The 13,405-nt window shown below is 57.1% G+C and carries 13 protein-coding genes; all 13 read left to right on the forward strand.

The window, feature by feature from the left end:
• Positions 1–18: 18 nt before the first annotated feature.
• The 13 genes from P0111_05000 to P0111_05060 all read left to right on the forward strand — a co-directional run bounded on the left by P0111_05000 (position 19) and on the right by P0111_05060 (position 13,381).
• Positions 19–1,413 (forward strand): HEAT repeat domain-containing protein, encoded by a 1,395-nt coding sequence (locus P0111_05000; GenBank protein ID MDF0643363.1) that lies wholly within the window; start codon positions 19–21, stop codon positions 1,411–1,413.
• 175 nt (positions 1,414–1,588) lie between these two features.
• Positions 1,589–2,383 (forward strand): hypothetical protein, encoded by a 795-nt coding sequence (locus P0111_05005; protein MDF0643364.1) that lies wholly within the window; start codon positions 1,589–1,591, stop codon positions 2,381–2,383.
• Between the two features lie 234 nt (positions 2,384–2,617).
• Entirely contained in the window at positions 2,618–3,604 is a 987-nt protein-coding gene (locus P0111_05010) for a methyltransferase (GenBank protein MDF0643365.1), read from the forward strand.
• Positions 3,605–3,611: 7 nt separating this feature from the next.
• Complete coding sequence (locus tag P0111_05015) at positions 3,612–4,325, forward strand: DUF420 domain-containing protein (GenBank protein ID MDF0643366.1); 714 nt, start codon at positions 3,612–3,614, stop codon at positions 4,323–4,325.
• Positions 4,326–4,485: 160 nt separating this feature from the next.
• Positions 4,486–4,986, forward strand: coding sequence for a PCP reductase family protein (locus P0111_05020; GenBank protein MDF0643367.1), 501 nt, complete (start codon positions 4,486–4,488; stop codon positions 4,984–4,986).
• 7 nt (positions 4,987–4,993) lie between these two features.
• Positions 4,994–6,046 carry a hypothetical protein gene (locus P0111_05025; protein MDF0643368.1) on the forward strand — a complete coding sequence of 351 codons (1,053 nt, stop codon included), beginning with the start codon at positions 4,994–4,996 and terminating at the stop codon, positions 6,044–6,046.
• 4 nt (positions 6,047–6,050) lie between these two features.
• A complete protein-coding gene (locus P0111_05030) occupies positions 6,051–7,922 on the forward strand; it encodes a cytochrome ubiquinol oxidase subunit I (protein ID MDF0643369.1) in 1,872 nt (623 codons plus the stop codon).
• Positions 7,922–8,596: a DUF3047 domain-containing protein gene (locus P0111_05035; GenBank protein MDF0643370.1), complete on the forward strand. Its 675-nt coding sequence runs from the start codon at positions 7,922–7,924 to the stop codon at positions 8,594–8,596. Before P0111_05030 ends, P0111_05035 begins: the two co-directional genes overlap by 1 nt.
• Positions 8,597–8,641: 45 nt before the next feature.
• Positions 8,642–8,995 (forward strand): hypothetical protein, encoded by a 354-nt coding sequence (locus tag P0111_05040; GenBank protein MDF0643371.1) that lies wholly within the window; start codon positions 8,642–8,644, stop codon positions 8,993–8,995.
• Positions 8,996–9,028: 33 nt separating this feature from the next.
• Complete coding sequence (locus tag P0111_05045; GenBank protein MDF0643372.1) at positions 9,029–9,946, forward strand: SUMF1/EgtB/PvdO family nonheme iron enzyme; 918 nt, start codon at positions 9,029–9,031, stop codon at positions 9,944–9,946.
• 8 nt (positions 9,947–9,954) lie between these two features.
• A complete protein-coding gene (locus tag P0111_05050) occupies positions 9,955–10,857 on the forward strand; it encodes an SUMF1/EgtB/PvdO family nonheme iron enzyme (GenBank protein ID MDF0643373.1) in 903 nt (300 codons plus the stop codon).
• A 224-nt stretch (positions 10,858–11,081) separates the two neighbouring features.
• Complete coding sequence (locus P0111_05055; GenBank protein ID MDF0643374.1) at positions 11,082–11,204, forward strand: hypothetical protein; 123 nt, start codon at positions 11,082–11,084, stop codon at positions 11,202–11,204.
• A 260-nt stretch (positions 11,205–11,464) separates the two neighbouring features.
• A complete protein-coding gene (locus P0111_05060) occupies positions 11,465–13,381 on the forward strand; it encodes a cytochrome ubiquinol oxidase subunit I (GenBank protein ID MDF0643375.1) in 1,917 nt (638 codons plus the stop codon).
• The last annotated feature ends 24 nt before the right edge of the window (positions 13,382–13,405 follow it).

Genomic DNA, 13,405 nt, shown 5'->3' on the forward strand with positions numbered 1-13,405 from the left:
GAATTCCGGAGGCATCAGATGACCGAAACGGTGAATCGGATATGGGCGGCGACCGCTCTCGTGATCGCGATGGGGGCGGGGGCAACGGTGGATCACCCTGCGGTTCTCGCCGCTGTCCCGAGTGATCTCCAACGATCGTACGACAGGCGGGAATACCAGAAAGTGCTGGATGAGATCGCCAAGTTGGACGGCCCATCATCCGCGACGTCCGACATTCGCCGGCTCAAAGTTCGATCGCTGCTGAAACTGAGCAATCCCAAGGAAGCGTTGGAGGAGTATGACCGGCTGGAGCGGTCCACGAACCAGGATGAGATTCCTCTCCTTCGGGATGTCGCCTTGGGGTTCATTACCGTGATGTTGAAGGACATGCGAGAGCAGATGCGCGGGGCCGCATTTACAGCGTTGAAGGAGGTCGACTCGGAGGAGGTCATTCCGTACTTTGAGGACGGGCTCAGTGACGGGTCGGGGCCCGTGCGCATGCTGGCCGTGGAAGGATTGAGCCGGACCGAAGCCGGGCGGAGTTCGCAGAAATTGCGGAGGGCACTTGACGATCAGGCCGGGCTCGTCAAGGCCCGTGTGGTGAAGGCTCTCGGGCACAGCACAGATCCGTCGGTGGTTCCGCTGCTGGAAACGGCTTCGAAGGACGAGTTGCCCACCGTCAGGATTGCGGCATTCGGAGCTCTCCTGCGGCACGGGCGCAAGGACGCGTGGGACTCCTTGCGCCGAGCGTCGGACGCCGTCAATCCGGAAGATCGGGCAGAAGCGATCCGGGTGATGGCCGATGCGAAAGATCCCCGCGCGGTGCCGATCATGGTGGAGTCCCTGACCTACAAGCAGCCGTCTGTCCGGGGTGCGGCGGCCAGGGGGCTTGGGCACCTGGGACGGCGAGAGGCGCGCGAAGATATTCAACGACTCCTGCGTGATCCAGTATCAGCCGTCCGCGAGGCGGCGGCATCCGCGCTGGCTGATCTGGCTGACAAGGCTTCGGTGCCGGCTCTCAATCAGGCGCTCCAGGACGGGGCATTTTCCGTGCGCGCCGCGGCCGCCGCCGCCCTGCTTCAACTCGGCCAACCATTTGAGAATGTGGCGCCGACAGTGAGGGGGCTGGTTCAGCAAAGCGACACAGGCGCGAGGGCTGCGGCTGCCCATGCCTTGGGTAAGGCGACGAAACCCAATGCTGCCGGGGCGTTATCGTATCTTGAGAGTTTGGCGGCGGATCCGCTGCCGGGGCCAAAAATTGTGGCCATGCGATCGCTGGGACGCCTCAGCGACCCTTCGATGCTTCCTCTCATGAAGGAGGCCTTGCGGGACCAGAACGAAGCGGTTCGAACGACCGCCGGAGGAGCCATCCTCCGATTGCTACAAGGTTCGCGGGCCCCGAAGGGTGGTTTTCAGCCGGTTGGCGGCAATTGACAGCGTACTGCAAAATTTTATATACATGTGGGTCCAAGACCAGCCTTGCCCGCATCTCACCTATCGAGGTAACCAGGGAGGAAACGGTCAGCACGTTTCTCTCAGTAGGCCGGTGGAAGATACAGGGAAACGCGAGCCAGGAACCCGGAATTCTTAATCACAAGGAGGCAGTCCCATGAAGAGTGCGTTATCAGTCGTGTTCGGTGTGGCAGCCGTCGCATTTATCGCGACGCCTGTCACCTCATTTGCCGGTGGCACCATCGCCGGCAAGGTCACCTATGCCGGGAAATCCGAGCAGAAGGAGTTTCTCTTCTCGAAGTTCCCGAACCCCAAGTTCTGTCCGAAGCATCCCAATAAGACCTTGATGGACGGGGACAAGCGGTTCCTGAAGACCATCGAGGTCGGCAAGGATGGCGGATTGAAGAACGCCGTCGTGGCGGTCACCGATATTGAAGACAAGGCCTTCATGGATGGGTTCGCGGGAGCTGAAGTCACCGCGGCCTTCTGCGAATTTCTGCCGTTCAGCGGCGTGGTTGTGAACAATCGCCCCTTCAAGGTTGAAAATACCGATGCGGATCCGGATGATCCCAAGTCGACGGCCGGTGTGCTGCACAATCCCCATAGCTTCACGGTGAAGGGCTCGACGTCGGCGACCGGTTTCAACATCGGTCTTGCCAAGAAGGGCGACAAACTCGACAAGCCGGTGACCTTCCGCGGTGGTGCCGAGAAGGAAGGCTACTATCGGCTGCAGTGCGACCAACATGAGTTCATGCAGTCCTTCTTCCTTCCCGTGTCGAATGCGCATTATGCCGTGGTGAAGGAAGACGGTTCGTTTGAGCTCAAGGATGTGCCGGCCGGTAAGCACAAAGTCACAGCCTGGCATCCGTTCGTCGGTAAGGGCAAGAAGGTGGAGTTCGAGATCGAAGTTCCGGAAGGCGGGACGGCGAATCTGAAGGCCGAACTCAAGTAATTCGAACGGGTTCTCGACGGCTACCTCGTCGATGGTGAAGGGCAGCGGATGTTTCCGCTGCCCTTCGTGTTTTTGCGCGATTCGCGCGGTATGTCGCGGTATCCCTGCCTTGCGTTTGCATTTTCGATCTAGGTAAGATGCGGTCTTCCAACGGTATTTTCCATGCAGGACAGTGGAATCCGGCGGCCTGTCTTTTGAATATCCTGCAAGGGCAAGCTGAGGGAGGAGATTGGTGTGTCACGAGAACTCTCGCTCGCGGAAATCTTTCAACTCGGCTACTACTGGGAGACCAAGATTCTGCTCACGGCGGTTCGCCTCGACCTTTTTACCGCGTTGGACGGTAAGAAAAAAACGGGCAGTGAGATTGCTGCCCGCATCGAAGCCCACGAACCCACGCTCTCGCTCTTGCTGAACGCCCTGGTAGCCATGAGATTGCTGACCAAGGAGGGGGAACTTTACGGCAATTCTTACGTCACCTCAAAACACCTTGTTCGGCATTCGCCCGACTTTGTCGGGCATCTGCTGCTCCTCCATGATGCCGAATGGGAGAATTGGGGAAAGCTCGAACAGACGATCCGGACCGGACAGCGTTCCGTCGACCGACACCTGTTCGAAACCGATCCGGAACTCGGCGGCAACGTGCTGGCCGTGCTCCATCGAATCGGCAGCCAAAGTGGGCCTGACTTTGCCAAGCGCTTGAAGTTGACGGGTGCGATTCGCCTGCTTGATTTGGGAGGAGGAGCGGGGACCAATGCCATCGCATTCTGTCGTGTGTACCCGGACGTGTCCGCCACCGTCTTCGATTTGCCGGCGACGTTGCGCCTGACGGAAAAAACCATCAAAGAGGCGGGTCTCGAATCGAGGATTGCGTTGCGCGCGGGCAATTTCAATTCGGACGACTTCGGCGGGCCGTATGATGTCGTCCTGATGTCCGACATTCTCCACTATCAATCGTTCGAGACGAATGAGGCCTTGGTGAGCAAGGTCCTCCGGCATTTGGCACCGGGCGGGCGTCTGATCATCAAAGATCGCTTCCTCAACGAGACGGGAACGGGACCGGCTTGGACTACCGCCTTCGCGGTGCATATTCTCATCAATACCCAGCAGGGCGGCTGCTATAGAGTTGCCGATGCCATCGATTGGATGACCCGCGCCGGGTTTGTCTCCGCGACGGAGTTGGAGCGGACTGCCGTCGTGCTGGGTACGAAAGGTCACGGGTAGGGCACACATGGATTGGTTGAAAGATCCCGGTTTTCTCGGCACTCACGCTACCATCGGGGCGGACTTGAGCCAACTCATGGCGACCCTGTTCACTGGACTGTTTGTGATCGGGTGGTTTCAAGCGAAGAAGCGGCAAGCCGATGCGCATCATTGGTTGATGCTGGGCGGTATGGTGGCCATGTTGTCCTTCTTCATTGCCTATTACCTCTTCCGACAACTCGGTGTCTTGGCCGTGGAGGGCAAGGAAGGCTTCGGCGGCTCGCAAGCGTTGTACGACCATGTGTTCATTCCGGTTCTTGTCGTTCATATCATCTTGGTGATCATCGGCCTCGTCATGGCGATTTACATGATCATTCTCGGGTTCCGTACACAGATGTTTGCCGGAAACCGACGGCAACTGAGCGAATCTCCGCTTGTAACGACGTGGAAACGGATTGGGACGATTATGGGAGCGACGACAATCCTGGTGTTGCTGGCTTTCGGTCTACGGGGTGCCACAGCCGGATTTTCCATGCGAAAGCTGGAGGTGTACTTAGGGTTCTTGATCCTCGTGGCTCTTGTGCTTGGCATTGAAACAACCATTCAACGGATTTGGCCGAACGGCGCACGCCGTCATCGCGCGCTCGGACGCTTTACGATGATCATCTATTGCATCTTGTTCATGACCGGCAGCTTCACCTACACGATGCTCTACATTCTCTATCCGGGGAAGATCGGATGATTCGACGAAGTGCGGGGTCCTTGGTGCTGAGTGCTGAGTTGATCGAAGAACGTGCCGAGATCCAAGCCTTGCGCACTGACTCTTGTGAAGGTACGAAATGTCTTCGGTGCACATCTGCTCTCAGGACTCAGCACGCATTACTCAGCGCTGGAGTCGGTTCATGATGACCTGCGGCTGTGGGCGCTGGATGCATACTGAGGGCATTGAGGAGCGGGTCGGCGACAACGGCTCGCCACAATGGTTTGTACGTTCGGAATGCCGGGGTTGTGGTCTGAGGGTCGGGATTGAGGTGCCGGCGGGCGAGTCCGGAGGCCTGGTCGATCGGATGATGTGGACGGACGAGGCGCTCCATCGGTTGGAGCGCATGCCGCCTTACCTGGCGGGGCTGATCCGGGATGACGTCGAGCGATGTTTGTGTGTCGGTCCTGAACGGGTGGTCACCTACGACAGGCTGTTGGGACCACTGAGCGGTGAACGGATTGAATGGGAGCCGGAGGCCGAACGTCGATTGGAAAACGTGCCGTCCGCCGTCCGCGCAATGGCGAGAATCGAGTTGGAACGGACCGCAGCGGAACGGGGGACCACCCGTATCACGGTCGCGCTGATGGAAGAAGTGAAAGCCCGCTACTTTGGAATGGGCGCGGCAAAGGACGTTCGATAAGAAGATCATGTTGCATCGGATGGCATTACGGGTTTTGCCCAGTCTCAGTCTTGCCGTGACGGAGGACACGATCCGCAAGAAAAAGCGGATCGTGATGTTTGTGCCGGGGATGGTCGCTTTCGTGTGCCACCGACTGGCTAAGCACGTCCTCCCGATGTCCGAGCCATGGGTACTGCTCCTGCTCAGCGGCCTGTTGGGACTCGCGACCGCCCTGATTGCCTATCGGGTCGGCCGCGCCTGCGACTGGCGGAGGATGAGTGCACAGGACGGAGCAGTTCTGCTGAGTTGGATAGCCGGTTGGATCGGCTTTGTCTATGCCGTACAGCTGTCCCTTTTGGTCCTCGCGTTGCTCTGGCTCGTGGGATACGACTATCTGCAACATCCGGACGGACCGGCGATGATGGCGATGATCATTCCCTCCACCGCCGTGGCTCGCGATGCTTTTGAGATCGGTCATGTCAGGAGCATGTTGCTGATGGGGCGTCCCTTCGCCACCTTTCCGAACGGGGCCTCTCTCCGGGAATTGGTCGGTTCCCGATCCGCACCGTGGGCATCCTGGGCTGCGACAGGTTTGATCGCCGGTGCTCTCGGCGCCTCGCTCGGCCATCTTATGCACACGCAGCAGGCCGTCGTGATGGTGCAGTTGGCTGCAGTGACCCTTGTCGGAGGGACGATCGCGTTGTGCGCCTATTTCAGCGGAATGCGACCGCAGGTGCCATGGACGTCCGGTTTGCTGTCCACCAAGGCCAGCGAGTCGCTGAAGTACTGGTGGTGGCCCGGTATGGCCTTCGCTTCTACCTACTATCTGGTCGCCGCAGGCGTCGTCATCTTTGTGGCGAGAGAGCCGGGTGTTCCAACATGGTACGCGGCGGCGGGTGGTGGAATGGTTGCCGCGCTCATGGGCTTGTACGGTTATTACTTGGGCCATCGGCGCCATATCGAGGATCAATTGGCTCCAGAGGTCAGTACGGCGATGCTCCGCTGTCCGTTTGTCATGGGCATATTGGGAAAGTCCGGCGCGGGCGGCCGTTTGGCCGCGTCATCAACATCAAAGGTCTGACGCGATGGTTGGTTCAACGACAAGCTTTCTACGCGTGGTAATGCCGCTGTTCTTCATCGGTCTTCTCACTGTCGCAGGGGGGTGGGTGGGCATAACTCCCCCGGCGGCGGCTGATGGCGGCGCCGATATCTATTTCAAGACGGAGGGTGTGCCGCAAGGGCCGCCGGCTCCGACGCCTCACGAGACGGTCTACTCACGGATCGGTTCGATGGACAGTCGATTGCTGGTGTGGTTTGTGACGCAACAGCACACCTATTTCGGAGGATTCGTTCTCGCGCTGCCCTTGTTCTGCGCCTTGCTCGAATTCATCGGACTCATTACGAAAAATCCTTCCTCGTCGCTCCGGTACGACGGGTTGGCAAGGGACTTGGCCAAGGTCGCGCTCTTGGCCCTGTCGGTTACGGCCGTGGTCGGAAGCCTCATGCTGGGCCTGTTCATCTGGTTCTACCCGAGTTTCATGAAGTACATGGGGGGAACCTTCAAGGATTTCATGCCCGCCTATGCCATTGTCTTCCTCGGCGAATCACTGTTGCTGATTCTCTATTACTACAGTTGGAATCGGATGGCGGAGCCGGGGTTGAAATGGGTCCATGCGGCAATCGGCATTCTGACGAATATATTCGGGACCGCTCTGCTGTTGCTGGCCAATGCCTGGTCCGCATTCATGATGGCACCGGCCGGGGTCGATTCGGCGGGACGGTTCTTGGGCAATGGCTGGCACCTCTTGCATTCCGCATTGTGGAATCCTCTGAATGTCCATCGATTCCTCGCGGACATCATGTCCGGAGGAGCCGTCGTGCTCGCCTACGCGTGCTATCGGTTCTTCACGAGCAAGACCGACGGAGAGCGGGCGTACTTCGATTGGGTCGGCTACATCTTTCTCTTCGTCACCGTCTGCGCCTTGCTTCCCATGCCGATCGCCGGCTACTGGCTGATGCGCTCCGTCTATGCCTTCAGCCAAAGTATGGGCGTAACGATGATGGGCGGGTTGCTCACCTGGTTGTTCGTCGTGCAGGCGCTCCTCATCGGCGCGCTCTTTCTGGGTGTGAACTACTACATCTGGCAGGGCATGGCCCGGATCAAAGGAGGGGAGCGGTATCAGCCCTACTATCAGATTTTGCTCGGTGCGCTGACGCTCGCGCTTTTCGTGTGGTTGACGCCCCATACCGTCTTGATGTCGGCGGGCGAACTCAAGGCTATGGGAGGAGCCCAGCATCCCGTTGTCGGGAATTATGGCGTCATGTCGGCCAAGAACGGTGCGATCAACGTCCTGATTCTTCTTACAACGCTCAGCTTTCTGTACTACCGACGGGCCAATCGTACGATGACCGTTTCCTGGGTCAATGCGGGAAATATCGTGATTGGCCTGCTGTTTGCGGTGGGGTTCATCAATGTGATTTGGCTTTCACTGTACGGCTTCTATCTGCCGGCGAAAATACGCGTTGGTCTATCGGCCCCACAGGCCGCGACGACCCTGACCGTGATTCTTGCGTCCGTGTTGATCAACCGCGCCATGCTCAAGCATGCGATCGTCCATGGACCGGTTCAATGGGGCAAGATTCCGGTCCGCGGCATGGTCGGCCTCTTCGGGCTGGCAGCGGCGTTCACGTGGGTGATGGGCCTCATGGGCTACATCCGTTCATCAGGACGCTTGTCATGGCATGTAACCGACGTGATGGCCGATGTGTCACCGTGGGCGTTCACCCCGGATCTCGAGTTTGCGGCGAAAATGGTCACGCTCAACATGGTGGTGTTTTGGGGGGCCGTGTTTGCCCTGTTCTGGATGTGTCAGCGCGGTCAACGGGAAGCGTTCGGAGAAGAGTTTGACGAAGAGAAATCGCCGACACTGGCTCCCATTCCTTCTCAGGAGGGGTGATGGAGACGATGGACTACCATCTGGCAGAAGGGAAGTTCCGCATGAGGTTGATGCTCGCTTTGTTGTTCGGCGGTCTGGTGATCGCGCAGGGTTCCGCCGTCGGGCTCGGCCAGACATTGGTACTGGAGGATTTCCAGGCCAAGGACGCCGACGGGTTCCCCTCGAATTGGGATCATGAAAGCCAGCGGAGCCAGTCCAAAGGTCGCGATGCCTATAAGGTGCAAACGGAAAATGGATCCACTTATTTGTCGGCCAAAGATGCGGGGCAGCGAATTAAGAAGAAGAAAATCGACTGGGATCCCAAGGCGTACCCGGTGCTTACCTGGCGCTGGCGCTTGAATAAGGCTGCAACCGGAGCGGAACCGTTGGCGGCCATTTATGCGTCGTTGGATACGGACCTCCTGTTCATTCCCGTCTTTACGAAGTATGTGTGGAGTGCGACAAAGGCGGAAGGGACGCTGACTGAAGGCGGGATGTTCAGCGGATCGGAGATCGTCGTGCAAAGCGGGACCAAGGATATCGGACAGTGGTTCGAGGAGAAGGTCAATGTGTATGATGATTTTAAGCGGATTCACCAGCATGAACCAGCCCCCAAGGCGTGGGGAATTTCGGTCATCGCAGGTCCAGGGGTCGAAATCGATTTCGGACCAATGACCGCCAGCGTAGCAAAATAGGTCTTCGCGCTGATACCCGCGATGAAAACCGGCCGGAGCATTCCGATGGCAAACCAAAAGGTTTTCGATATCGCATTCGGCATGTCCGTCATGGGAACCGTGGGGACCCTGATCGGATTCATCATGGGGGGTAGCCTAATGCCGGTGGCCATTGGGTTGGGTCTCGCGCTCGGGAGTGTGATCGGGTTTCTCGGCGGGCGCAGATTTCTCGTCAGCATTCTAATCGGCACCGTGTTGGGGGGCGCATTGGCCTGGGTGGTCGCCGGTACCGACCGCATCTGGGTTGGGGCTGGGGCAGGGGCGGCAATGGGCGGGTTCCTCGGAGTTCAAATCTCCATGCTCCTCGATATTCGCGCAGCCAGGAAGAGCGTGCCTGAACCTGTCGAACCCTCCACATGAGCGTAAACCTCGAGCGAAGGGAAGCGAAGCACCATGGAAAACAGAGGCGTGCTCATTGGATCGATCATTTTCGTGTTCGGCTCCTTCGCGCTCATGATCGGCATGATGCTCTGGGAGTCGAATAAGGCCTATAAGATGAAAGAACTGGCTCAGTCTATTAAGACTGAAAGTCGGCCGACTGAGAGCGCCGGCCCGACACAGGACTACTCCATGTACAAGACGAGAATCGGTGATGAAGGACGGGAGATGGTGCACATCCCCGAGGGACCGTTTTCCATGGGGAGTAACGATGGAGATCCAGACGAGGCTCCGGAGCACCAGGTGTTCCTGAAGGGATTCTACCTTGATCGCAAGGAGGTCACGCAAGACGAATATGCCCGCTTCGCTAAAATGACAAGACGGCCGATGCCGAGGATCGAAGTGTTCGAAGACGATCAGTCGAAGCTGCTGAAACCAGAGTTCGCCGCGATGAGCGTGTCCTGGGACGACGCCTATGCGTACTGCAAATGGGCAGGGAAACGGTTGCCGAGCGAAGCGGAATGGGAGAAGGCAGGGCGCGGGGAAGGTAAGCGAAAGTATCCATGGGGAGAGGCCTTCGTCACGGGGCGGGCCAATGTGGACGGAAGTGAAGACGGGTATCGGTATTTGGCGCCGCCCGGTTCGTTTGATGCGGGCCGAAGTCCCTATGGTCTGCACGATATGACAGGCAACGTGGCGGAATGGGTCGCCGACACCTATGATGAGAAGTATTACAAGAAATCCCCGTATCGAGATCCCAAGGGGCCAGAAAGCGGAGATTTGAAAGTCGTCCGTGGGGGGTCATGGAGAGAAACCGAACATAATACGAGATTGTCGAAACGCTTCGCCGCCAAACACTGGCGGACCGACATCACGATCGGTATTCGTTGCGCCAGCGATGCCGAGGCCGGAGGAAACTCGTCGGCGTCATAGCCCCGGACATGCTCGAAACCAAATTCAAGGTCGCCTTCCTGCTCACCGTGATTGCCTTTGCTGCATTGCCCATTATGGGCATTCTTCGCGGGACATCTCTAACGCCGTTAGAAGATTCCTCTCTTCAGACTGAGTCGACTCCTGAGCCGTTGGAGGTCGATGCCAAGGAAGATCCCATCGGCGAAGACATGGTCGCAATTCCCGCCGGGCCGTTCTTGAGAGGAACGACGGACGGGGGATTTGACGAGTTGCCTCAGCGCACGATCGCGCTGGATGGCTTCAAGATCGATCGCTACGAAGTTACAAACTATCAGTACCAGCAGTTCGTGGCGGCCACGGGTCATCGTAAAGCTGGACCGCCTTCGCGTTATGCCAAGAGCATCGGCAAGATGCGCGGGACCAATCAGCCGGTCGTGTACGTCTCCTGGGATGATGCAGGCGAATATTGTCGTTGGAAGGGCAAGCGATTGCCGACTGAAGCGGAATGGGAAAAGGCTATGCGGGGAACCGACGGACGGCTCTGGCCATGGGGCGATCGTGAGCAGCCGAACGGAGCCAACTGGGCAAGGGTGAATGACGGGTATGACGTGTCAGCACGGGTAGGATCCTTCTCCTTGGACAAGAGCCCATATGGGGTCATGGACGGCGCCGGAAACGTGATGGAGTGGGTGGAGGACTGGTATGCGGAGACGTATTACCAAGATTCTTCTCAGCAGAATCCCAGGAGCCCGGAATATGGCACCTATCGTGTCTTGCGAGGGGGGGCCTATACGACCACAGGCCACGACTTGCGTATTACCAGCCGAAGCAAGATGGTGCCGGACTTTCGTGATGAGACTATCGGATTTCGGTGCGCGATTTCGGACCAGAAAACAGCTGGAAAAAATGATGGAACTAGCGGAAAGAATTAAAGGAAATCGAAGTAGTAGAGGATCAGAAAGACGGCCAAAATTATATTGACAACCATACCTGCCAAAACTATAATGTCGAACACTTTCGAGTTCTTCGTCATGATTTTCCCTGTTTTTTCGCGCCCAACGACAAAATTTGAATAACACACGCATATGCTCGTGTCAAGATAATGCCTGAATGCACGCACTCACCCTACCATTTCTAGTCTGGAGAAGGAGAACCAATGGCAACGGCAACTGCGGACAGCGAGATCAAGGTGAAGATCGGCAAGATGATTTTCTACGTCACCTGTGCGGTTGGTTTGTGGTTCTTTTACTGGTTTGCCGGTATCCAGTGCCCCTGCTGAGCCAGGGCAATTCGACGTGAGCAATCCCTGAACGCGTTCTCGAGTTGAGGAGGAGATAACAAATGGGTCAGGCAATCGTTTACGGTGTGATTTCGTTAATCATCTGCGTTGCCTATTTCACCTTGGTCGATCATTTTCTGATGGACATGCAGGGTTTGGACTACTGGTATCTGTTCCGCAAGTAGGGTTCTCACTGCGATTCCGTGAATGTCTGGAACTTTGCCATGAGTCTTTGTTGTATTGCATCAAGGAGGTATCCCATGGGTCTTGCAACCCGAAAGAAAGTATTTTCAATCATGGCGCTGTGCGCGATGGTTGGCCTCCTCCTGTTTCCCATCGTCATGTCGCTGCCGACACCGGCATCCGGTGAAGAGGCTCCAGCGGCCGACGGGGCAAAGAAGGAGGGGGACAAGGTCGAGAAGGGACGCGATGTCTACTACAAGACCGAAGGTATTGTGGTCGGCGCTCCGGCACCCAAGACGACAGATGGTCCGAAGGACTATCCGCGGTACAATTTCGAAAGCCGCGTGTTGCTCTGGTTCGCGAATCAGCAACATCTCTACTATGGCAGCTTCGTCTTAGCTGTTCCGATCTTCTGTATGGTCATCGAGTTCATGGGGGTGGTGACGAAGGACAAGGCACTTGCAAAGCGCTACGATCAACTTGCCTATGACTTCATCAAGATCAGTTTGACGGCCTATTCGTTGACGGCGATTTTGGGCGGCATCTTGATCTTCACGTTCTTGACTCTCTATCCGGCATTTTTCGGTTACCTCTCCAGTATCTTCCGTCCTGTCATGCACATCTACGCACTGATGTTCGTGGCCGAGAGTGGAACGCTCTACATTTACTATTATGGCTGGGACAAGATGAAGGAAGGATTTCTCAAGTGGATCCACTTGAGCATGTCCGTCATTCTGAACGTTATCGGCACATTGCTCATGTTCCTGGCCAATTCTTGGATCGGCTTCATGATGTCACCTGCCGGTGTCGACGAACAGGGTCGCTTCCTCGGTAACATCTGGCACGTGATCCATACCGCTCTGTGGAACCCGCTTAACGTGCATCGAATTCTTGGCAACATGGCTTTCGGCGGGGGTGTCGTTGCGGCCTACGCGGCCTATAAGTTCCTGGCTGCCAAAACCGAGGAAGACCGCGCTCACTATGACTGGATGGGTTATATCGCGATGGCCCTCGGCGTGGCGTTCCTGATCCCGCTGCCCTTCGCCGGCTACTGGCTCATGCGCGAAGTGTATGCGTATCGGCAGCAAATGGGCATTACGCTCATGGGCGGCCTGTTGGCGTGGCTGTTCATCATTCAGGCGACCATGATCGGCATTCTATTCCTGAGCACCAACTACTATCTGTGGCAGGCGATGGGTCGGATGCGAGGGGCCGAAAAATATCAGCGATACATCAAGTATCTCGTATTTCTGCTCGCGGTCGGGTTTTTGGTGTTCATCACTCCGCACACGATGGTCATGACGCCCGCGGAGCTTAAAGCGATGGGTGGTCAACAGCATCCCGTGTTGGGTAACTACGGTGTCATGTCGGCGAAAAACGGTGGTATCAATGTCATCATCACCACGACCGTCTTGAGCTTCGTCTGGTACATGCGTGGCAACAAAGTTTCGACGGTTTCCTGGGCGAAGTTCGGCAACATTTTCATGGGCGTGTTCTTCGCGTGTGCGTACGTCAACATCGTTTGGTTGGCGATCTATGGGTACTACATTCCGGCCAACGTGCGCGTCGGCCTGTCGGTACCTCAGGTGGCCACGACGTTGTCCTGTCTGTTCTTCATGTTCGCGCTGAACAGTGTGATGATGAAGGGAGCCAAGCAGATGGGGCCGATCGAGTGGGGCAAGATCTCTGCGCGATCCCAGTACGCGTTGATCATGCTGGCAACCGCGTTCACCTGGATGATGGGACTGATGGGCTACATCCGCTCTTCCGTCCGCCTCTTCTGGCACGTCAACGAGATTATGCGCGATAACTCCCCTTGGGCCTATACACATACGGTGGGTTTTGCCGCCAACATGATTTCGTTCAATGTGCTGTTTTTCTGGATCAGTATCCTCTTCGTCTTTTGGCTCGGTAGCTTGGCGGCGAAGAAGGTACCGGTTGAAGCCAAGGCTGGAGTTCCGGGAAGCGCGCCGCAGCCGGCGGGCAGCCACTAACCATCTTACTCAGTTTAGGCTCGC

It is taken from the genome of Nitrospira sp. (assembly GCA_029194535.1).
GTDB lineage: Bacteria > Nitrospirota > Nitrospiria > Nitrospirales > Nitrospiraceae > Nitrospira_C.